The 21,978-nt window shown below is 54.7% G+C and carries 22 protein-coding genes and 1 pseudogene; 3 read left to right on the top strand and 20 right to left on the bottom strand.

The window, feature by feature from the left end; genetic code table 11:
* Nucleotides 1–10 precede the first annotated feature (10 nt).
* Both metK and SANT_RS24880 read left to right on the top strand, forming a co-directional pair.
* Complete coding sequence (gene metK / locus SANT_RS10840) at nucleotides 11–1,201, top strand: methionine adenosyltransferase (RefSeq protein WP_025422313.1); 1,191 nt, start codon at nucleotides 11–13, stop codon at nucleotides 1,199–1,201.
* A gap of 12 nt (nucleotides 1,202–1,213) precedes the next feature.
* Nucleotides 1,214–1,489, top strand: a pseudogene (locus SANT_RS24880) (BMC domain-containing protein); the annotation flags it as partial.
* Between the two features lie 450 nt (nucleotides 1,490–1,939).
* On the opposite strand, the gene SANT_RS10830 reads toward SANT_RS24880, so the two are convergent.
* From SANT_RS10830 to pth, 17 genes are all read right to left on the bottom strand, one after another.
* On the bottom strand, nucleotides 1,940–2,764 hold the full coding sequence (locus SANT_RS10830; protein WP_025422311.1) for an MIP/aquaporin family protein: 825 nt from the start codon (nucleotides 2,762–2,764) through the stop codon (nucleotides 1,940–1,942).
* A 90-nt stretch (nucleotides 2,765–2,854) separates the two neighbouring features.
* Nucleotides 2,855–3,772, bottom strand: a complete 918-nt coding sequence (locus SANT_RS10825; protein WP_025422310.1) for a glycyl-radical enzyme activating protein — start codon at nucleotides 3,770–3,772, stop codon at nucleotides 2,855–2,857.
* 109 nt (nucleotides 3,773–3,881) lie between these two features.
* On the bottom strand, nucleotides 3,882–6,425 hold the full coding sequence (gene grpM / locus SANT_RS10820) for a glycyl radical diol dehydratase GrpM (RefSeq protein ID WP_025422309.1): 2,544 nt from the start codon (nucleotides 6,423–6,425) through the stop codon (nucleotides 3,882–3,884).
* A gap of 79 nt (nucleotides 6,426–6,504) precedes the next feature.
* Nucleotides 6,505–7,080 (bottom strand): DJ-1/PfpI family protein, encoded by a 576-nt coding sequence (locus tag SANT_RS10815; protein WP_025422308.1) that lies wholly within the window; start codon nucleotides 7,078–7,080, stop codon nucleotides 6,505–6,507.
* A gap of 10 nt (nucleotides 7,081–7,090) precedes the next feature.
* Nucleotides 7,091–7,390 (bottom strand): BMC domain-containing protein, encoded by a 300-nt coding sequence (locus tag SANT_RS10810; RefSeq protein WP_038668485.1) that lies wholly within the window; start codon nucleotides 7,388–7,390, stop codon nucleotides 7,091–7,093.
* Nucleotides 7,391–7,415: 25 nt separating this feature from the next.
* Nucleotides 7,416–8,924 carry an aldehyde dehydrogenase family protein gene (locus SANT_RS10805; protein WP_025422306.1) on the bottom strand — a complete coding sequence of 503 codons (1,509 nt, stop codon included), beginning with the start codon at nucleotides 8,922–8,924 and terminating at the stop codon, nucleotides 7,416–7,418.
* A 44-nt stretch (nucleotides 8,925–8,968) separates the two neighbouring features.
* Entirely contained in the window at nucleotides 8,969–9,754 is a 786-nt protein-coding gene (gene pduB / locus SANT_RS10800) for a propanediol utilization microcompartment protein PduB (protein ID WP_025422305.1), read from the bottom strand.
* A 21-nt stretch (nucleotides 9,755–9,775) separates the two neighbouring features.
* Nucleotides 9,776–10,057 carry a propanediol utilization system shell hexameric protein GrpH gene (gene grpH / locus SANT_RS10795; protein ID WP_004863596.1) on the bottom strand — a complete coding sequence of 94 codons (282 nt, stop codon included), beginning with the start codon at nucleotides 10,055–10,057 and terminating at the stop codon, nucleotides 9,776–9,778.
* Nucleotides 10,058–10,259: 202 nt separating this feature from the next.
* The gene (tdcD, locus tag SANT_RS10790) at nucleotides 10,260–11,471 is read right to left on the bottom strand and encodes a propionate kinase (RefSeq protein ID WP_025422304.1); all 1,212 of its coding nucleotides are present in this window, start codon (nucleotides 11,469–11,471) and stop codon (nucleotides 10,260–10,262) included.
* A gap of 22 nt (nucleotides 11,472–11,493) precedes the next feature.
* Nucleotides 11,494–12,009: a GlcG/HbpS family heme-binding protein gene (locus tag SANT_RS10785; RefSeq protein ID WP_025422303.1), complete on the bottom strand. Its 516-nt coding sequence runs from the start codon at nucleotides 12,007–12,009 to the stop codon at nucleotides 11,494–11,496.
* A gap of 20 nt (nucleotides 12,010–12,029) precedes the next feature.
* Entirely contained in the window at nucleotides 12,030–12,302 is a 273-nt protein-coding gene (locus tag SANT_RS10780) for a EutN/CcmL family microcompartment protein (protein WP_011411828.1), read from the bottom strand.
* 8 nt (nucleotides 12,303–12,310) lie between these two features.
* Nucleotides 12,311–13,039, bottom strand: coding sequence for a hypothetical protein (locus SANT_RS10775; RefSeq protein ID WP_038668478.1), 729 nt, complete (start codon nucleotides 13,037–13,039; stop codon nucleotides 12,311–12,313).
* A gap of 11 nt (nucleotides 13,040–13,050) precedes the next feature.
* Nucleotides 13,051–13,869 (bottom strand): ethanolamine utilization protein EutJ, encoded by an 819-nt coding sequence (gene eutJ, locus SANT_RS10770; RefSeq protein ID WP_025422302.1) that lies wholly within the window; start codon nucleotides 13,867–13,869, stop codon nucleotides 13,051–13,053.
* A complete protein-coding gene (locus tag SANT_RS10765; RefSeq protein ID WP_025422301.1) occupies nucleotides 13,862–14,554 on the bottom strand; it encodes a phosphate propanoyltransferase in 693 nt (230 codons plus the stop codon). The genes eutJ and SANT_RS10765 overlap by 8 nt, the downstream gene beginning before the upstream one ends.
* A gap of 125 nt (nucleotides 14,555–14,679) precedes the next feature.
* Entirely contained in the window at nucleotides 14,680–15,795 is a 1,116-nt protein-coding gene (locus tag SANT_RS10760) for a 1-propanol dehydrogenase PduQ (protein ID WP_025422300.1), read from the bottom strand.
* 819 nt (nucleotides 15,796–16,614) lie between these two features.
* Nucleotides 16,615–17,706: a redox-regulated ATPase YchF gene (ychF, locus tag SANT_RS10755; RefSeq protein ID WP_025422299.1), complete on the bottom strand. Its 1,092-nt coding sequence runs from the start codon at nucleotides 17,704–17,706 to the stop codon at nucleotides 16,615–16,617.
* Nucleotides 17,707–17,820: 114 nt separating this feature from the next.
* The gene (gene pth / locus SANT_RS10750) at nucleotides 17,821–18,405 is read right to left on the bottom strand and encodes an aminoacyl-tRNA hydrolase (protein WP_025422298.1); all 585 of its coding nucleotides are present in this window, start codon (nucleotides 18,403–18,405) and stop codon (nucleotides 17,821–17,823) included.
* Between the two features lie 240 nt (nucleotides 18,406–18,645).
* Here pth and ychH point away from each other — a divergent pair, with 240 nt between their 5' ends.
* The gene (ychH, locus tag SANT_RS10745) at nucleotides 18,646–18,924 is read left to right on the top strand and encodes a stress-induced protein YchH (RefSeq protein ID WP_025422297.1); all 279 of its coding nucleotides are present in this window, start codon (nucleotides 18,646–18,648) and stop codon (nucleotides 18,922–18,924) included.
* A 334-nt stretch (nucleotides 18,925–19,258) separates the two neighbouring features.
* On the opposite strand, the gene prs is transcribed toward ychH, so the two are convergent.
* The 3 genes from prs to lolB form a co-directional block, all read right to left on the bottom strand.
* Entirely contained in the window at nucleotides 19,259–20,206 is a 948-nt protein-coding gene (prs, locus tag SANT_RS10740) for a ribose-phosphate diphosphokinase (RefSeq protein WP_148296354.1), read from the bottom strand.
* 119 nt (nucleotides 20,207–20,325) lie between these two features.
* On the bottom strand, nucleotides 20,326–21,183 hold the full coding sequence (ispE, locus tag SANT_RS10735; RefSeq protein ID WP_025422295.1) for a 4-(cytidine 5'-diphospho)-2-C-methyl-D-erythritol kinase: 858 nt from the start codon (nucleotides 21,181–21,183) through the stop codon (nucleotides 20,326–20,328).
* Nucleotides 21,183–21,803, bottom strand: coding sequence for a lipoprotein insertase outer membrane protein LolB (gene lolB / locus SANT_RS10730; protein WP_025422294.1), 621 nt, complete (start codon nucleotides 21,801–21,803; stop codon nucleotides 21,183–21,185). The genes ispE and lolB overlap by 1 nt, the downstream gene beginning before the upstream one ends.
* Nucleotides 21,804–21,978: the final 175 nt, after the last annotated feature.

Raw genomic sequence — 21,978 nt, 5'->3', positions numbered from 1 at the left:
TGGCGCCGTCGTGGACGAATATCTTTTTACCTCTGAATCGGTTGCTGAAGGGCATCCGGATAAGATAGCGGACCAGATCTCTGACGCCATTCTTGATGCATACCTGTTACGGGATCCCTGGGTTAAAGTGGCATGCGAATGCCTGGTGAAAACCGGCGCAGTGATCCTGGCAGGTGAAATATCCTCCGCTGTAAACATCGATGTCGAACAAATTGTGCGCAGTACGGTGAAAGCCATTGGTTACGATGACTCAGAGATTGGGTTTGACGGCGCGACTTGCGCGGTTATGAGCCTGCTGGGTCGGCAATCGGAGGATATCGCCACGGGTATCCGCGCCAGCGATCCGACCTCTCTCGGTGCGGGTGACCAGGGGATCACCTTCGGTTATGCATGCGATGAAACACCGCAACTGATGCCCGCTGCTCTACTGTATGCACACAGATTGATGGAGCGACAGGCGCTACTGCGTAAGACGTGTCGGCTTGAGGGCTTATTGCCGGATGCCAAAAGTCAGGTCACGTTACGCTATTGCGATGGGCAAATACACCATGCCGCCGCCATCGTCGTGTCAACACAGCATCGTGCTGATGTTCCGCTCGCCTCTCTGCGTGACGCAATCATTGAAGAGATCGTTAAGCCCGTCATTCCCTCAGCGTGGTTGACGCCAGAAACACGGTTATTGATTAATCCCGCCGGCCCGTTCGTCAGCGGAGGACCGGCTGCGGATTGCGGTTTAACAGGGCGTAAAATCATCGTCGACACCTACGGCGGCGCAGCCTGTCACGGCGGTGGCGCGTTTTCAGGCAAGGACCCTTCCAAGGTCGATCGTTCTGCCGCCTATGCTGCGCGCTATGTGGCAAAAAATATCGTTGCAGCCGGTCTGGCAAAACGCTGTGAAATTCAACTGGCCTGGGCCATAGGCTTATCCCGGCCGGTTTCTGTGCGAGTTAACACCTTTGGCACTTCGCGGCTTTCATCTGACACTCTGGCCCGCCTCGTTGAACACCATTTTGACCTGAGCGTCTACGGCATTATTCATAAGCTCGATTTGCTGGCACCTCGCTACCGCCAGACGGCGTGCTATGGCCACTTTGGTCGTGAAATCTTTCCATGGGAGTCCACGGATAAGGCGGCGCTGCTTCGTGATGATGCGGTGGGTCTGACGTGTGCGCTCACCTATACCTCATTAGCGACAAAATAACAGGAGAAAGTGATGTCCGGGCAGAGCTTAGGCTTAATTGAAACCGTCGGCTTAACGGTGGCGGTTGAAGCCGCCGATGCCGCAATGAAATCGGCGAATGTCGACCTGGTCGGATACGAGCTGACGAAAGGCGGTGGTCTGGTGACGGTGAAATTCACCGGCGACGTTGGCGCGATGAACGCGGCGGTTGCCGCGGGCGTTGCCGCCGCAAACCGAATAGGGCAAGTTTACGCCTGGAAGGTGATAGCGCGTACCGCGACCGGTATTGACGCGCTGATTGCCTCCGGGGAAACCGGGGGGGCCAATCCTGCGGCACCCATTACGCACGACAAACCAGCGGCTGAGGCACACAATGAGGAAAGGATCGCGGTTATCAACCTTGAGCCTGTCGCGAGTCTGTCAGATTGCCTGGCACAGAGAGAAGAGGTGAAAATGGATGCGTCTGCTCCTGCGTCTTCGCCGGCGGAAAGGGTGCCCGCTCAATGCCAAGACGACGCTGAACACTGCCTGGAAAAGGGGACAGAAACATTCGCGCAGGACGATAAAAAGGCGCAACGGGCAAAAATCAAGGGCGCTCGACGGTAGAATGACGATGTTGAATAAAGCCACCTGAGGGTGGCTTTTTTGTGCACGTCGTGCGCAGGTTAGGGGGGATGACGGCCTATCAGGGGGAAGGGGAGAGACACCAAAACGCCGGCGTATCGGTCAGTACGACGGCGTGCGTCAAGGTGATGTCTGTCAGGCGGTGGTTTGGTTTACCCCGTTTTCTGTTTTTGCTGCGGGTAAATGACGCCCGATACCATAACGATAAATCGCGGCCCCCAGGGTTCCGCCGATAACAGGCGCAATCAGCGGTATCAGGAAGTAGGGAATATCTCTGCCACCCGTCATCGCAACCGAGCCCCAGCCATTAAGGAAGGCGAAGAATTTGGGGCCAAAGTCGCGTGCCGGGTTCATGGCAAAACCGGTCAAAGGCGCCGTTGCTGCGCCGATAACGGCCACCAGCATTCCGATCAGAAGGGGCGCAAGCGGTCCTTTAGGAACGCCGTTACCATCATCGGTTAGCGCCATGATAAGTCCTAGCAAAATTGAGCTGATGATGATTTCCACTAATCCCGCCAGCCATAGGCTGATGGAGGCGGCCGGATAGGTTGAAAATATACTGGCCAGATACAGGCTATCCTGGCTGCCTCGTATCATCTGATGCGCATGCTCGTACTCGGCAAACATATTGTGGTAAATCAGATAGGTCAATGCCGCGCCGCAAAACGCGCCGGCCATTTGCGCCGCAATGTAGGGTACCACTTTTCGGCGGTCAAAACGGGCAAACATCCACAAGGATATCGTCACCGCGGGATTAAGATGAGCGCCGGAGAGTCCTGCCGTCAGGTAGACCGCAAACGCAATGCCGAGCCCCCAGACCACGCAAATTTCCCAAAGACCAAAGCTGGCCCCCGCCACTTTTGCCGCACTCAGAACGCTGGTGCCGAAAAAAATAAATAAGCCGGTACCCATAAATTCTGCTAGGCAAAGTCCGGTTGTCGATTCGTAAGATTTACTCATAATGGTTTCCTGTATTAAGCGCGGGTTTTATCGCTTAACGGGGTAAAGTGCAAAGGACGTGAAAAATCGCTACATGATTTCTATTGCTGATTAACCGCCAATATGGCAATGAAATCCCATTGATTCGACAACGCTTTTCAGACTTTCCATGTTGTCTTCGGGCTGCGATTTAGCGTCACGCATCGGGTAAATTCTACCGAGCAGGTTATATTTGTTTTCCCCGAAGGTGTGGTAAGGCAACAGGTGGATCGTATCGACGCCGGACATCAATCGGGCGAACTCGGCAATACTACGGATTTCATCCGGGTGGTCGTTGACGCCGGGAATAACCGGAATGCGGACAATGACTTTCGTGATAAAGGAAATTCGGATCAGGTTCTCCAGAATTTTGCTGTTATTTACCCCCGTGTTCTCTTCATGCACCGTAGGATTAATGGCTTTAATATCGGTTAATGCCAGGTCAATCCAGGGGAAAACATCGTCAATGACCTCTTTCGTCGTAAAGCCGGTGGTCTCTATGGCGGTATGCCACCCTTTTTCTTTGCACGCTTTTAATAATTCACGCGCGAATTCGGGTTGTGCAAGCGGTTCCCCGCCCGATAGCGTAACGCCGCCGCCAGAGCGCCGAAACAGATTTTCCTCTTTTTGTAATTCTCGTATCACCTCACTCACCGTCATCCGTTTACCCTTCATCTCCAGCGCCTGGGTCGGGCAAACGCGCGTGCAGTCACCGCACTGGATGCAGCGCTCACGATCCACAAAAAAAGGGTTGTCGGGAGACAGTGCCTTTTGCTTACAGGCATCAACGCATTTTCCGCAGCGGATACAATCGCTTTTTTTATAAATGAGCTCAGGCTGCGGGCGTTGTGATTCCGGATTGCTACACCACTTGCAAGACAGTGGGCAGCCTTTTAAAAACGGTATTGTGCGGATGCCGGGGCCGTCGTGTAGGGAATAGCGTTGAATGTTGAATAAAACGCCCTCGGTATCGTACTCGACTCTCTTCATAACATCACTCGTCAAAAAAGCGACCACCAGGCAACAGCCAGTCAGCCGCTAACATCGGGTCTGATAGCGGGCCATGCGGGTACGCATGGCCCTGACAGGGAGGTCAAAATCAGAAGTGCTGCTCGGTGCGGCTGATAATGTCATCCTGTACTTCTTTGGCCAGCACCACGAATTGAGCGCTATAGCCCGCAACACGGACCACAAGATCCTGATGCTGCTGCGGGTTTTTCTGCGCTTCCACTAAGGTATTGCGGTCAATGACGTTGAACTGTACGTGCATCCCTTTCTTATCGAAGTAGTTACGCACCAGCCCGCCAAAGTTACGCAGGCCTTTCTCCCCTGCCAGAGAAGAGGGAAGGAATTTTTGGTTATAGAGCGTGCCGTTCGATGCGATGAAGTGATCCAGCTTCGCCACCGAGTTCGCTGCAGCGGTTGGGCCTTGCGTATCTTTTCCCTGACGCGGCGATACGCCGTCCGCCAGCGGTTCTTTCGCCAGGCGGCCATCCGGCAGTGCGCTCACGTCTTTACCAAACAGAACGTTAGCCGATACCGGGTAAATACCCGCCTGGAACTGCCCGCCGCGCGGGTTGGTATATTTCTCTACTTCCTGGCAGTAGATTAAGGCGCAGTTGCGGGCGACAAGGTCCACTTCGTCAATGTCGTTGCCAAAGCAGGGCGTGTTTTCCAGGATGTGACGGATCTCATCATAACGTGCGTTGCCTGCCGCGGGCGTCACCGTGGTACTGGAGAGTTGGCGGTAGACTTCATTTTTGATCGCCGCCGGATTCAGGGAGCCGTGCTGGTCGATTATGCATTTTACCACGTCATAGATGTCTTGCTCGCCCAGAGACGTTTTTGCTGAGCAGCCCTGGGCATTCGCGCCCACCGGGTAACCGAAGTTGGCATCCAGGGCACCTTTCAGTTCCTGGAGTGTCAGCCGCTTGTCTTCAAACACCTGTTTCTGAATGGCATATACCGAGTCGCCGGTATCCGCCACGCCAAATGCCTGTGGGCCGGTAAAGTTATAGATTGCGCCACCTTCCTGCAGGGATTTACCCCGGCCAATGCAATCATCCACCAGTGCAGAAAGGAACGGCAGCGGGCAGCGTTCGCCATGCGCAATATCCACACTGTTACAGGCTTCAACCAACTGGTGCACAAAATGCGCCATCTGTTTTTTGAAGGCCGTATAGAAGTCATCTATGCTGGTGTACTGGGTCAATTCCCCCGTGACCGGGCCGAGCTGCTTGCTGCCTGAGCGGCCGTTGTTAAGGGTAATTTCCAGCACTTTTGCCACATTAAAGAACGCGGCATCATGCCAACCCTCAGTGCGATGGGGGGCCTGAGGTTCTACGCAACCGATGATGCAATAGTCCCGTGCGTCATGCAGCGAGACGCCACGGTTTTGCAACGCCGGTATGATGACCTCATCGTTATACATGGCCGGTACCCCCAGCCCCAGACGCACCAGTTCACAGGCACGATAGAGGAATTCATCTGGCGTGCCCTGCCAGACGCGAATCGAGAAGGAGGGCTGCGGCAGGCGCACATGTGCGGTCGCGTCCAAACACATGTAGGTCAATGGGTTGGTGGCATCGCGGCCATCCTCCGTTTGCCCACCGACGCACAGGTTCTGGAACACGGCATAACCTGCAAAGGCTTGCGCGGACACTTCGTCGCGGGTTTTGTTGATGTCGTTAAGCTTGATCCAGCAGCAATCGACCAGCTCCTGGGCAAAGTCATGGCTTATCGCGTTGTCTGCAGCTAGGTAGGGGTACATATACTGATCGAAGCGCCCCGGAGAGATCGAGTGACCGCTGGATTCAATTTGCAGCATGCTCTGGATAAACCAGAATGTCTGACATGCTTCCCAGAACGTGGTGGCGCCCGATTCCGGCACGCGGGTACAGTTCTGGGCGATATGTTCCAGTTCGCGCTGGCGAGTCGGGTCGCGTTCTTCTCGCGCCAGGCGAGAGGCTTCCTGAGCATAGCGATGGGCGAAGTTGATAGCCGCCTGGTAACTGATGATTATCGCGTTATAAAACTGTTCTTTTTTAATGTAATCCGACGAGCTGCGATCGAGATTCTCCAGCGCGCGGGTCACTTCATTGATGATGCCACGAAAACCGATTTTCAGCACTTTACCGTAGTCAACGCTCACATGGCCTACACCACCGAAAAAGTAGTTGCCGACGGTGAACACGCCATTTCCCATACTCTCTTTGGTCCCCTCCGACATATAAGAGGCGGCCAGCGAACTGGTGGTTTTGCCCGGCCAGTATTGAAACGCCTGATGCAGTTCCGCCGCCGTTTTTTTCTCGATGATAAAGGGATCTGCAACCCGGTGTGCCATGGTGTCGAACTCTTTTTCAACCCACTCGAAAGAGAATTCCGGGCAGATCTCGGTCGAACGAGGATTAATTGTCACTGCACCAACAATTAATTCATCCGGGCGAATCGTGATGGGTAATTCATTGAATATTTTCTCAATGACCTTTGCCCGGCGCATAATAGCGGGAAGATGCTCGTTCTCTCTATAAGCCTCGGTTGCCAACACGGCGCGCTCTGATTCTACGTAAGGTTTGGCATGTAGAATCGTATTTTTGAGTCTTACGACACGATCGGTCGGATTAGTAAAGCCTTTCTCTAACATACAATGACTCCCGAAATGATAGTAGCGTGATCGAGCAACCACACCTGAATTGTTTAACCTGACGGCAGTGCCGGGTACATTAATCAATAATGCTGGCGTCTATTAAGCGAATAAACTGACGTAATATCGCTGGGTGCCCCATCCAGGTGGCTGTAGTCAGCAGGTTGCCGTCCTGAACGGCTTCATTCTCTGCGGCAATAACCCATTGGCCACCCGCCATGTCAACCTCTGGCTTTAGAGTAAAATATCCCGTCAGTTTCTTTCCTTTTATCACGCCAGCTGCAACCAAAATTTGGGGTCCATGGCAGATTGCAGCGATGGGTAGTGAATGGTTATTTGCATAATGAATAATGTTCAGTACCGATTCATTAAGGCGAAGATACTCGGGGGACCGACCCCCGGTAATATAGACGCCAGCGTACTCTTGCAGCCTGAGTTCATCAAAGGATGCGGTTAATCGAAATAAATGACCGGGTTTTTCGGTATAGGTCTGATCGCCTTCAAAATCATGGATGGCGGTCTTAATATAGTCCCCGGCTCGTTTCCCTGGGCATACCACATCTACTCTGAAACCTAACATGCTTAATGCCTGCCATGGCACCATGACTTCATAGTCTTCAGAGAAATCGCCTGCGAGTATCAGAATTCTTTTCATAAGCGAACCCTCAGAATGTATTGGCATCATCCTCAATATTGCGCATGGCTTCATTCACGGCGGCGACCTCGCCGAATATGGCCAGCGTCGTGATATGTTGCGGGCAACTGCCAAAGATCTCCGTTACCGCAACATGTGCGCTTTTACTGGCCTTGTCGGCATAAAAGTACAAGTCGGGCACGGGCAGCATAATCAACCCGATAGCATCGATACGCACCCTTTCCAGGCGGTTGCGCGACTCGGAAGGCATCCGCCGTTTCAGCATGGCCAGCGTTTCCGGCGTCGGCGCGTTGATAATACGTTTTTTCATCACTGGGTTGCCCGTCCTGCTGATATCAACGGATGTTGAGGGCTTCGACCATCACGCACCGGCGGTGTCTGGCAAAGGTGCGAGCGGAGGTCAGTCCTTCCCCGGTTGGCCCGGCGATAGTAAAGGTGGTATGGCCTTCGCCGCCCACACCAAGACCAGCGTAGGATGGGCCGTTTTTCACAAAAATAGTCGTCTGAATCAACCGCGCCATTTTGGTGAGTTTCTCTACATTGGTGGAGTGCATCATCGCCGTATGGCGATTTCCATGTTCCACTTTCACGGCCAGCTCAATCGCTTCATCGACATTTTCCACCCGTACCACCGGCAGAATGGGCATCATCAACTCATGCACGACGAAGGGATGGTCCCGTTCGGTTTCGATCAACACCACTTTGATCTCTTCCGGCACGCTAATGCCAATCTGCTGTAGGAGGTAGCGCGCATCTTTACCCACGAACGCGGTATTTGGACCGGTCCCTTTTTCATTCAGTACCAGCGATTGCAACTGCTGGATATGCTGCTTATCGCACAGCAACCAGGCACCGCTTTTTTTCATGCGATGAATCAGGTAATCCGCGACGTCATTCACCACGATGACTTCTTTCTCGGCAACGCAGGGCAGGTTGTTGTCAAAGCTGCAGCCATTAATGATATCGCGGGCGGCTTTCTCGATATTCGCTGTTTCATCAACCACGACGGGGGGGTTGCCAGCGCCTGCACCCACCGCTTTTTTGCCTGATGACATCACCGTTTTCACAATCGCCGGCCCACCGGTCGCAACCAGCATGTTGATACGTGGATCGTTGATTAATGCATTGGTGTTGTCTATCGAGGGCTTGGTGACCGTGACCACCAGATTGGCGGGGGCGCCGAGCCGTGCCAGTTCCTGATTGATAAGCGCGATGCAGTGCAGCGAGACATGACGTGACCGTGGATGTGGACTGAAGATAACGGTGTTGCCTGCCGCCAGCATGCCGATAGCGTTGTTGATTATCGTCTCGGTCGGGTTGGTGGTGGGTGTAATGGAGCCTATCACCCCATAAGCAGAATATTCCGTCAGCGTCAGACCGCTATCGCCACTGACTGCGCCGGTGACCAGATCCTCAACGCCGGGCGTTTTTTGCGCGGCAACGCGGTTTTTTATCACTTTGTCAGCATAATTACCCATTCCCGTCTCTTCTACGGCCATTCTGGAAATGGCTTGCAACACCTCTTCCTGTAGAAAAAGCTGGCGAATACCGGCAACAAAACGGGCACGATCCTGCATTGAGCAGTGGCGATACTGAATTTGCGCGTGCTGTACTGCGGTGATGGCTTCATCCATGGTTGCAAAAGCGCCATCGCAAGCGGCAAGGGCGGCGGCGGGCTCAGCGCTCACCCGGCTCGCCAGCACGCTGGCGACAATGGCTTCAATGTTGTCGCGGTCGGGCGCAGTCGACAAAGCAGGGGGGGTGTGTGCCTGCGCTTGCGGGGCTGATTTGGTGTATTTACTCAGAACGCGGGAGACGGCCTGGGTAATTTCAAGATCGTTCATGTTCTACTTTCCTTACTCCACGTCACACAGGTTGCCGCTTGCCATCAAATGTACGGTGTTGTGGTCGATTTAATTGGCGTCGGATCCAAGGTGGCCAGCAGTTGCTTCCCGACATCTCTTGCCGCAATCACTGCCTGACGAACCGCGCCCGAGTCACCGGCGAAAGTGAAGATCACTTCGTTACTAAAGCTGGTGCCCTTCGCCGGGCTGGCGTAGCCCACCGGTTCAATCACCGCCGCTTTCGCCGCGGCATCGGCAACCACCACGCCAATCGCCGCGGGCGAGGCGCACGTCATGCCGAAAGATTTACCCAGCGGTGCGCCCAGGGCTTTATGCAGTGCATAGCTGGCACGTGCGGTGTACTGGAATTCCAGATGACCCGCCGGTGTGCCATAGACATCACCCATTGTTCGCTCAATTTCAGACAGGGCGACTTCCACCGCACGGCGCACATCGGACACATCGGAGGCCCCGAAAATGATCAAGCAACCGTGCCCGCCGCCACCTTCGGTATCGCGAGCCAGTTCGATAGAAAGAATCTCACTGTTGGTGGCTTTAATCGCTTCATCTGCGGCGAAAATATGCGGGCCGGCACCCGTGCGCGCGCCAAGAATACCGATTGAGCGATATTTCTTGTCGATATTCATGACGTCATGTAACTGATGATCGACATTGGCAATAACCAGCCCGATAGTATGTCCCAGGGCCGTACCGACAAACTCCGTTAACCCACAGCCGGCAAAGCTGGCTGTGGTTTTGTTGTTGGTGCTCACGTCGGTCTGTTTATTCATTACTTCAGATATAATCTGTTCAACAAGATTATCTCTCATGGTCAGTATCCTCTGGCTTTATTAACTAACAGCTTTCGGCAGAATTTTTTCCACTTCGATATGCGGGCGCGGAATAACATGTACCGAGACCAGTTCACCCACTTTACCTGCTGCTGCCGACCCTGCATCCGTTGCGGCTTTTACTGCGCCAACATCACCGCGGACCATGACGGTAACCAATCCGGAACCAATTTTCTCGTAACCTACCAGCGTAACGTTCGCAGATTTAACCATGGTATCTGCGGCTTCGATTGCGGATACCAGACCTTTTGTTTCAACCATACCTAATGCTTCTTGTTGCATAAAGACCTCAATATTTCCAGGTGAGAGTAAACGTCAGTAATGAATTAACCCACAAAGGGTTGTCCATAGACTTCAAAAATTCATGCACTATGATATTAGGGTGCTAAGGGCAAAATGTTTTGCCCGTTAGAGAGATTTTCTTGTTATTCGGTTTTACCCTGGACAATAAAATCCTCCCTGGAGGTAAAGGGTGGTGAATAACTCAGGCGACGCCCTCAAATGCGCAACAGAGAGCGGCGGCATCTTGAGCGATCATCTTCTCTTCATTCGTCGGAATTACCGCCACGATGGGCGAGCCGGGTACTGATATTACCCCCTCATGGCCTGCGAACGGTTGCGCATTCTTCACCGTATCGAGCTGTACACCGAAGACGGCCAACCGCTGAACGGTCAATTCACGCACCAGCGCCGAGTTTTCTCCAATACCGCCGGTAAAAATCAAAGCATCAAAGCGATGCAGCGATGTGAGGTGCGCACCAAGATGACGGGCAAGGCGGTGCACCATCACGTCAATGGCAAGTGTGGCGCCTGGACAGCCGTTACTGCGTGCTTCCTGTAATGTGCGGCAATCGCTGGAAAGCCCGGATAAGCCCAGTAAGCCTGAGTCGTGGTTCACCATTTTGTACAGCGACTCGATGGTCTGACCGGTGCAGCGGGCAATATAGGCAGCGGCACCAAAATCCAAATCGCCACAGCGCGTTCCCATCACCAATCCTTCCAGCGGCGTCATGCCCATGGAGGTATCCACGCTTCGGCCGTTTTTTACCGCGCATACCGACGACCCATTGCCAAGATGGGCGATAATAATGCCATGATCGGCGGGATCAAGGTTTAATCGGGCCACGGCTTCTGCGGCGATGAACCTGTGCGACGTGCCATGGAAACCGTATCGTCTGACCTGATGTTGCTGTTGATAGACCAAAGGAATGGCGTAGGTATAGGCTGCCGGTGGCAGGGTCTGGTGAAACGCCGTATCAAACACGGCAACCTGCGGCAGATGCGGTAATAACGACATTGCCGCGTCGATACCCATCAAGTTCGCCGGGTTATGCAACGGGGCCAGTACGGAGAGTTCACGTATGCGGCTAATGACGTCATCGGTGAGCAATACCGAGCGTTTGAACTGGCTACCGCCATGGGCCACGCGGTGGCCAATCGCGCAGACGCGCGACAATAACGCCAGATGTTCGAGTTGTGTGAACAGCGTTTTCAGCGCGCAACTGTGGCTGGCGTCAGTCAGTCGCTCCGTTGCTTTATTACCCGCCGCATCTTTGATGGTGATACTGGCGTCTGCCAGCCCGAGTTTTTCCGCCAGACCGGAGAGCACAGGGGCGTCATCATTGAGCGGGATAGCGGAAAATTTCAATGAAGATGAACCACAGTTAATGACCAAAACCAGTGACGCTAACGACATAATGACCTCTGTCTGTCTTTTTTCATTTTGACAACGATGCGTTAAAAGGGGTGAGGGAGAATTGCTCAAGACTGAAACGCGTTAGCACCGCACTGGCGATAGCAATATCTTCTTCCACCGTACCGCCGCTGATGCCGATAGCGCCGAGCAGTTCGCCGCCTGACCAGCAGGGCAATCCGCCGCCAAAGCAGCAAATCCCCGCGTTGTTTTGTAGGCCATACAGGCTGGCGCCAGGCTGCACTTGTGCTGCCAGTTTGTGTGTCGGCATTTTCAATGCCACCGCCGTCCAGGCTTTTTGTCCCGCCAGCGTATGGCTGATGAGTAGGGCGTTATCCATGCTAAAGAAGTAACGCTGCTGACCACAGGCATCCACCAGACTGAAAACGATGGGTACGTTAGCTTCATCTGCGGCGTCGATGGCATATTTCGCCAGCAGCGCGGCGTCCGCCAGACTCAGGGCGCGGTGGCGCGGGGATAACTGACGCGCAATGGCCAAAGTAATACGGTGTTCCAGTTCAGCATTGTGATCAGGGAGCATGGGGTTTCCTCGCGCGGACACTACTGACCGTTAAAATCGAGCGAATCGACAATGCCGACAACAGCAGCATCAATGACGGAATGTTCTTTACTGGTACTCATGCGCGCGGAACTGCCGGTCGTCACGATCACCGTTTCCCCATTACCTGCACCGACAAAGTCCACGGCAACTTGCGCGGTGCCCGTGGGGCGATAATGTTCATCCAGGCGAGCGACAATGAGCAATTTTGCGCCATTAAGCGAAGCGTGTTTGGTGGTTGAAACTAACGCACCGGTTACCTTTGCCAGATACATGTGTCCTCCTAGTGACCGTGAACAATGATGAGGCCGCGGTCCCGAATTTCATCACGGGCTGCGGGAGTAATTAGCGTGCCGGTGGCGATATAGAGTGTCTGCCCTTTCTGATACTGGCGTACGTCGCAAAGGGTGACCAACGGCTTATGGGCATGGACTAAGGGTGTATGATCGGGACCCGGCGTGTGCTGGCCTATCACGGTGAAGCCATATTCCACAAGCGTGGCGGCATAATGCGCAAGGCGTGCCCGCAATGCCTGCGGTAGCGCACTGTTTTGCTCGGGCTGGCATTCGGCATTGAGCGTGACGATGGCCGTTTTTTTCATGCAGAGCGCATAAAATGCCCATCGACAGACCAGGTTATCGCGGATACCCAGAGCGATTTTGCTCAGGCTATTGCTAGACAGCGCCGGAAAATAGACGTTACCGCAGGGCTCACCCACCGGCGGTTCCTGCTCACTCCCGCACTTCACATTAATGCCACGTTGGGCCAGTGCCTCTAGGCAGGCGGATCGCAATGATGATTGGCTGGCGCTGTGGGAAAACACCATGTCCAACAAATAGCCACAACGGTCCAGGGCGCTTAGACACGCCAGGGTCGCCGGCAGTGATCTAAGATCTTCCCCGCTTAATATCACGTGCATCATTTTATTTGGCGTCTGCAAGCGCAATCTGCGTTGTTTCAGAAGGTCTTCAATCAGGGTGTCGAGCAGGTATGAGAGTCGTTGCGAGTCCATCGTTTTCCTTCTCAGTGGCTGTGCAGCGCAATGCCAAGAGGGGTGACGAAAAGCGGGTGCGCCGCCTGAATCACCCGCTTGCCAGTCGTTTGGCGAAAGACATCCGCAAACTGATAAAAGCTACTTGCCCCGCCCACCAGATAGAGCACCTCCGCCGGATAATGCGCCAGCCATCCGGCCGCCAAATGGGCCATTTTTTCCGCCACCGGGCGCACTATGGCGAAGACCTGTTCTTCATGTTCGGGCGCTCTCTTCATCTCTTCCGCGTCGGCAAAGGAGATACCCAGCGCCCCGGCGAGGACCAACGTCATAAGGTTGCCGCCGGTCGGCTCGTCAGCGCTGAAGATGACGTTACCCTCACGCAGAATACTTATTCCGGTGGTGCCGCCCCCGACATCAACCACCGCACCGTCGCGTATGTTTAGCGCTCGGGCTGCTGCCACGGGTTCATCTACGATCTCGGTCACCTCAAATCCGGCAGCTTCCACCATGTTGATAATCACTTTGGTATTGCCAGGGAGGATACCCGGCGGGATAGCGGTTGCCGCATGGGTGAGGGTTCTGTTTAGCCGTTTCTCCAGCGTCGCCTTCAGGCTGCTGACCACCCGGCTGGCCGTGAGAAAGTCCACCACTACGCCATCTTTCACTGCGCGGGAAGGATGGCTGATACCGGCTACCGGGTTGTCTTCTTCATCCAGCACGACTAAGGCGATATTTGCCGTACCCGGATCGACTCCCACTTTCAATGCGCCCTGGCAGGGCCGGCAGTCGCCGCTTGTGATCTTTTCTGCCAGGTCCCGTAAGCGGCGGATCTCTGGGCTGTCAGCCATAAGAGCACTCCGTCAGAACGCGCTTGACGCAATCGCCATTGCGTAGGCCAAAACCATTGGCCTCTTCTACGTCGATATGCATTTCCAGAACGGCATCGGCGCTCACGCGCACGACAACATGGCTCAAAATGCCGCCACGATGGCCATCGATACGAACATCGATCTCCATCCCGTCGCGCAGACCGTATTGTTCCGCTTCGGCGGGTGCTATATGGATATGTCGCCAGGCGATGATTGCGCCACCCGTTGTTGTAACCCGTCCTCGGGGACCGATGAGGTCAATGCCTGGTGAGTCCTGCAGATCACCTGACATTCTGACGGGCGCTTTCACGCCCAGAACAAAGCCATCGGAAACAGAAATTTCGATTTGGGTCGCGCTGCGCAGCGGACCGAGCACGCGCACTTTGGTTAATTCACCCTTGGGGCCGCGCAGAGTCACGGTCTCTTCGGCGGCAAACTGGCCAGGCTGTTTTACCGCTTTCATGCGGGTGAGGGTGGAACCGTAGCCGAATAGGGCGTCCATATCTTCCCGACTCAAATGCACATGGCGATTGGAAATACCGACGGGGATTTCCAGTGTCTGCGCTCTCGGTGGTTCCGGGCGACTAAACCGGCTGTCGCGGGTCGCGAGTTCCTGAATAATCTGTTGGGTAATCCATTCGGCTTGCTGCTGGTTGTGATTCATAACGTCAACGACCTGAAAATGATAAAGGGAGCACTATCCAGAATATATTGCCCCGCGCTGGGCTTTTTGCCGTCACACAGGACTTTTTTGACCGCCCGGTGAGCAAAGGACAAACCTGTCCAGTTCTAGCCGGCAATGTGTGTCAGTAGCAGATCCACATCTGCGGCGGTAGGCTGACAAGGATTTGACGCGGTGCAGCCATCCGCTAACGCGGCGCTGATTAGCGACTGGCGCAAAGACTCGAAATCAGCGAGATCTTTACCCAGATCTCGTAACGTAGCGGGAATGCCAAAACGTTGATTCATCTCTCTGATACGGTCTATCAGGGCATTCAGGGTGGGTTTTTGTGTGCCGGTCTGAATACCCATGATGGCGGCACATTTTAGGTAACGCGGTAGCGCATGCGGGGCATGGCGAGCATTCCAGTCAATAACGAAGGGAAGCAACATGGCGTTAATTTTGCCATGGGGTATATGCAACATACCGCCGATGGCGTGTGCCAGGCCGTGCACCAGCCCCAGTCCAGCAGAGTTAAACGCCATTCCGGCCATGCAGGAGGCATTGTGCATATGCGTGCGGGCCAGAATGTCTTTCTCATCCTGGAAAATAGCGGGCAAGTATTGCCAGGTTAGCGCAATCGCTTTTTCCGCCAATGCATCGCTAAAGTCATTTGCACCGGAGGAGACCAACGCTTCAATCGCATGCGTCAGTACATCCATGCCGGTATCGACCGCGACCTGACGGGGAACCGATAACACCAGGTGCGGATCCAGGATGGCGTAATCGGGAACCAGTTCCTCGGCAATCAGGGGATATTTTCGGCCATTTTGCGGATCGGAAATAATGGCATAGGAGGTGACCTCTGAGCCGGACCCGCTGGTGGTGGGGATGGCAATAAGGACAATCGCATGGCCCGGGAAATATTCTTCCAGCGTGGCTTTGATCCCTTTTGCGGCATCGAGTGATGAACCGCCTCCCAGCGCAATAATGGCGTCCGGTTTGAAGGCTTTAAATTGGGCCGCACCTGCCTGCAGGATCTCAACGCTGGGATCGGGTTTTACGTCGCTGAAAATCGACACTGAGGCCTGCGGCATTTCACCGATCAAATAGCGAGCTTTACCCGAAGTCGCCATAAAACTGTCGGTGACAATCCCTACCTTTTTATGATCTAACTGGCGTAATGCTTTAATGGCATCTTCGCCAAAATATACTTTTGGAATGGAAAAAAAATAGCTCGCCATTTCTCGACTACCTTATCCCTTGCTACAGAGTGCCGACATGCAAACGCCGGGCATGAAAAGAGATTGGATGGTGTCACAGGTGCGATATGAAGACGCTAGCCGTGGTTGTGCATAGGCAGGATTATGTTGTTGTCGTGACAGGTGACTGACAAAAAAATACAGGGCGAGGGAAAAGGGGCAGAAAAAGTCTCGCGGGTGACCAGGCAGGTATTAGCTTTCGGGGCGTGCGTCGAATAATCGACACGGTGTAATCACCGCGCTGTGGGCACCCAAACGCATGGACATCCATACCTTTGATATGAGCTGTTGCGCCGTGGCTGCGCCGGCAACGTACAGGGCACCCAAACGCATGGACATCCATATCTTTGATATGCGCCGTTGCGCCTTGTTTGCGCCGACAACGTAGAGGGCAAGCATTAGCCGCAGACTGCCAAAAAATTGCTCAAAGGGATAAGTCCGCCACGGGCGATGACGGGACGTGGGGCAGCGGGTTGAATAAGTGAACAAGTGTATGAATAGATAGCTGAGTGAGTAAGTAAATCAATGATCAATGGAGTGATTGAGCAATTGAGTGATTAAGTAATGAAGTGATTGAATAATCGAGCAATTGAGTAATTAATTGATTGAAAAATCGAGTAATTGAGTAATTGAAAAATCGAGTAATCGAGTAATCGAGTAATTGAGTAATTGAGTAATTGAATAAGTGAGTAATTATCCCTAATGCGTTAGCCACAGGGGACCAAAAAAATCCACGTCATTGCGTGGATTTTGATGGTTTTCATGAGACGGCATCCAACCTCATGAGACAACGAATTTTATTTAGACGTTGAACAGGAAATTCATCACGTCGCCGTCTTTAACCACATACTCTTTCCCTTCGGAGCGCATTTTGCCGGCCTCTTTGGCGCCTTGCTCTCCTTTATAGGTAATGAAATCGGCAAAAGAAATGGTCTGGGCGCGGATAAAGCCCTTTTCAAAATCGGTGTGAATTTTGCCGGCCGCCTGCGGCGCGGTAGCGCCCACCGGGATGGTCCAGGCGCGCACTTCTTTGACACCGGCGGTGAAATAAGTTTGCAGATTCAACAGTTCATAGCCGGCGCGAATGACGCGGTTCAAGCCCGGCTCGTCAAGACCCAATTCCGCCATGAATTCATCGCGCTCTTCTTCGTCGAGTTCGGCGATATCCGATTCCACCGCGGCGCAAACCGCGACCACCACCGATCCCTCGGCCGCGGCGATAGCGCGCACCTTATCCAAATAAGGATTATTGTCAAAACCGTCTTCATTCACATTGGCGATGTACATCGTCGGTTTAAGCGTCAGAAAGCTGAGATAACGGATAGCGCTTTTCTCATCGCTCGACAGATCAAGCGTGCGCAGCATGCCGGCATTGCTCAGATGAGGAAGACATTTTTCCAGCGCCGACAGCTCCAGCTTGGCATCCTTGTCGCCACCTTTGGCACGTTTTTGCACCCGGTGGATGGCGCGTTCGCACGCTTCCAAATCGGACAGGGCCAGCTCGGTGTTAATGACGTCGATGTCCTCTGCCGGATCGACTTTCCCCGCCACATGAATAATATTGTCGTTTTCAAAGCAGCGCACAACATGGCCGATCGCTTCGGTTTCACGGATATTGGTCAAAAACTGGTTGCCCAATCCTTCCCCTTTGGACGCGCCTTTCACTAGACCGGCGATATCGACAAACTCCATGGTGGTCGGCACGATACGCTGCGGTTTGACGATTTCCGCCAGCTGATCCATGCGCGGATCGGGCATCGGCACCACGCCGGTATTAGGCTCGATGGTACAAAACGGGAAGTTCGCCGCTTCAATGCCCGCCTTGGTCAGCGCATTAAACAGGGTGGATTTGCCCACGTTAGGCAACCCGACAATACCGCATTTGAAACCCATGGTTATTTTACCTTAAATAGCTCTATTATCAGCCGGTTAAATGCCAATGCCGGCATAAGATCACTCTAAACGTTCATTATACACAGAATCCGCGCATTACTCGACGCCTGGCGTTTAACCGGGCCGGTAAGCATGCAGGCGATTCATGGCCTTCGCGGCATCCTGGGTGATAAGAATCTCCGTACAGCGCACCGCTTCATCGATAGCACCATCAATCAGCTGTAATTCCGCCGCGGGCGGTTTGCCGAGCACAAAGCCCACCACTTTATTTTTGTCGCCGGGATGGCCAATGCCGATGCGCAGGCGGTGGAATAGGGGATTGTTGCCCAGGCGGTTAATAATGTCTTTCAGGCCATTATGGCCGCCATGCCCACCCCCCAGCTTTAGCCGGGCGCTGCCGGGCAACAGATCCAGTTCATCGTGCGCTACCAGAATCTCTTCCGGTGCGATGCGGTAAAAGGTGGCCATCGCCGCTACCGCTTTGCCGCTGAGATTCATAAAGGTCGTTGGGACCAGCAGGCGGACATCGTTGCCGCCGAGGGTCAGACGGCCGGTGTAGCCGTAAAATTTGCTTTCCTCTTTTAACGTTTGCCGGTAGCGCTCTGCCAGTAACTCGACATACCAGGCGCCGGCATTGTGGCGGGTTGCGGCGTACTCGGCGCCGGGATTGGCCAGGCCTACAATTAATTTGATCGTCACGTCTTGGTCTCATCTGGCGGTTTGCGCGCTAGTTTACTCCGCCGGGGCAAGGCTTTTCAAATCAACGGCCCGCCGACGATGTCGCGGATCGCCCCGATTTGTGTGATTTATTCAATAGTCTGTGATCGTCACCACAAGGTGAGGGATCAACTCTGGCTATACTTTAATCAGTGAAAGAAATAGTTAGCGAAAGGAATGACGCCGAGCAGGGCGTCTGTACGGACAATCAGGAGGTGTAACATGAGACGTAAATCAGCAATGCTGGTCGGCAATAGCCTCATGGGCGCGGGGATGATACTTATGGTTGCCAGTATCGCCGTATCGGTGCTCAATCAATTGCCCCAAATCCACATGCCCAATTTGATGGCCAGCGGCGGCATAATGGGCATCTTTGTCGGCGCGCTGCTATGGCTCGCGGGCGCGCGCATGGGCGGTCACGAGGAAATCTCCGACAGGTACTGGTGGCACCGCCGCTTTGATGCGCGCTGCCAAAAAAACCATAACGCCCGCTACCATTAACCCGTAATGCCGCGGGAGGGCAGACTGACCTGACGCTGCGGCACGACGACCGTAACGCGCGACCTTGCCTGAACAAGCGAGTGGCTTCTCTGCGGCCCATCATCCCAGATTTTGCCGACCCGTACTGCGTTCGGGCAATGGGTGAAGCTTAGGCGAATCTTGCGGTAGGCAATAAACAGTCTGTGCTTTTCATGCAAGCGCAGTGGTTGAGCGACTGGTAATCGTTCAACGAAACGCGTTGGCTTAATCAAGCCGCGAAGGCTTAGCGAAGCGCGGTAACGATGCTGCGCCGCGCGGCCGCGCGCCCGGGAACGGGCAGCGCGCGGCAGGGGGATTAATGCTCGAACATCGCCGAGATAGATTCTTCGTTGCTGATGCGGCGAATCGCTTCCGCCAGCATGCCCGACAGCGTTAACGTGCGCACGTTGGGCAAAGCCTTGATGGCCGGATCCAGCGGGATGGTATCGCAGACGATCACTTCATCAATCACCGAATTCTTGATATTGTCAAAGGCGTTGCCCGAGAAGATCGGGTGCGTGGCATAGGCGAATACCCGCTTGGCGCCGCGCTCCTTCAACGCTTCGGCGGCTTTGCACAGGGTGCCGCCGGTATCGATCATATCGTCCACCAGCACGCAGTCGCGACCCGCCACGTCGCCAATGATATGCATGACCTGCGACACGTTGGCGCGCGGCCGGCGCTTATCGATAATCGCCATGTCGGTGTCGTTAAGTAGCTTGGCTATCGCGCGTGCGCGCACCACGCCGCCGATATCGGGGGAAACGACAATCGGATTTTCCAAGTCCTGCTGCAGCATATCTTCCAGCAAAATCGGGCTGCCGAACACGTTATCCACCGGCACGTCGAAAAAGCCCTGAATCTGTTCTGCGTGCAAATCGACCGTCAGCACGCGGTCAACGCCAACGCTTGAGAGAAAATCGGCGACCACTTTGGCGGTAATCGGTACGCGGGCGGAACGGACGCGCCGATCTTGACGCGCATAGCCGAAGTAGGGGATGACGGCGGTGATACGACCGGCAGAGGCCCGGCGCAGCGCATCCACCATCACCACCAGCTCCATCAAGTTGTCATTGGTGGGCGCGCAGGTGGACTGGATGATGAAAATATCGCCACCGCGGACGTTTTCATTGATTTGCACACTGACTTCGCCGTCGCTGAAACGGCCAACGGCGGCATTGCCAAGACTGGTATATAAACGGTTGGCAATACGTTGCGCCAGTTCCGGGGTGGCGTTTCCAGCAAAAAGCTTCATATCGGGCACGAGAAGAACCTCAGGCTTGCGTCCAGAGAAGGTATTGCGCCAGCCTGACGCCGGGGAAGGCGGCGGCGCCATGCGGGACAATGCCATACGGGTAATGCATCAGACCGCCGTCGGGCGGCTCATTGCGCCCCTGACAACGCGCGGTGCAGCGGGGAAACGTTAACGCCTCGGGCTACAAAACCGCGCATCCATGCCGGGGCCTGCGATAAAACCTGACGGGCGGCGGCCTCGGTATCGAATTCGGCAAATACACAAGCGCCTGTGCCAGTCAGTCGCGACGGCGCGTATTCTAACAGCCATGAAAGATGCTGTTCAACCGCGGAAAAATGTTTTCTTGCGATCGGCTCACAATCATTCTGAAAAGGGGCGGCCATAAGCGCGGCGAGCGAGCGCGGCGGCGCGTCTCTTCGCAGCTCAGGATCGCCGAAAATGCGCGGCGTGGCAATACTCACCGGCGGCACCGCCACCAGATACCATTTCTCCGCCGGGGCAGCCGGCGTAAGCCGTTCGCCGATGCCTTCGGCGAACGCCGCCTCGCCGTGAACGAACACCGGCACATCGGCGCCGAGCGTCAGCCCCAGCCGCGCCAGGGTGGCCAGCGTCAAGCCGCAATTCCACTGGGCGTTGAGCGCCACCAGCACGGTGGCGGCATCGGAAGACCCACCCCCGAGCCCACCGCCCATTGGTAGCACTTTTTCAAGGCGGATATCCGCCCCCGGCGCGGCGGGGTCATCGGTTGCCCAGCAATGGCGCTGCAACAGCCGGGCGGCGCGAACGATGAGGTTATCCTCCTCCGCCACGCCCGCGACCGGGTTCAGCAGGCGGATGCGGCCGTCGACGGTCGGGGTAATGCTGAGCGTGTCGCCATAATCAAGAAACTGAAACAGCGTTTGCAACAGATGGTAACCGTCGGCGCGGCGGCCGGTAACATACAAAAACAGATTAAGCTTGGCCGGGGCCGGCCACTGGCGTGTCATTACAGGCTCCAGCTATCCATTTTCAATTTGATGCGGTTATCGCCCTGGCGCAATTCCAGATTCGACGGTAGCGCCGGCACGGTATCGTCGTGATAGCCCTGGTAGGTCACGGTCCAGCGCTGTCCGTTGTGGCTATAATTCACCTGATGCAGATAGCCGCGGGCATCGAGGGTGAAATCGGTGGCATCGCCGGGCAGGCCGAGCATCCATTGGCGCAGGTCGTTGAGAGGGATAGACATGCCGGCTAGCTTTTGAATCATCACCTCGGGGTCGTCGCTGACGTAGCGTTTGCCTTGATTGTTGACGAGCTGGGCTACCCCCGGCTGTACATTGAGATCCATCTCGGTGCTGCCGAGCGGGTTGGTCAGAATCAAGCGGTAGCGATCGGCGCTGGTTTGCTGCCAGTTAAAGCGCGCGTAAACTTTTTGCTCCTTGGAAAGATAGGCGAAGGCGCCGCGCGTCTGGTAACGGGTGAGCGTGGAAACCGACTGCTGGTGGCTGCGCCATTCGGGCGAGGTTTGGCTTTTGGCCGGGCCGGAAGGCGTGTGAACACTACAGGCGGCCAGCAGCAGACTGGCGAGCGGCAGCAAACGGAAAACGGCGTAATTACGCTCTGGCATGACTTCAAGGTCCTTAAATATCGCGAGATGAATGACTTTCTTTCACGCTAACGGAGGGCATCGTTAGCGTCAATGGCTTTAATAGTTTGATTTTATACCCTTACAAGTTATACACCATAAGGGGAGGAAAGTGCGGTGCGGCTTTTCTTGCACCTGTGCATCAAGTAGAATGCGC

The organism is Sodalis praecaptivus, from assembly GCF_000517425.1.
GTDB classification, from domain to species: domain Bacteria; phylum Pseudomonadota; class Gammaproteobacteria; order Enterobacterales; family Enterobacteriaceae; genus Sodalis_A; species Sodalis_A praecaptivus.
This window is presented reverse-complemented; position numbering and strand designations above follow the sequence as displayed.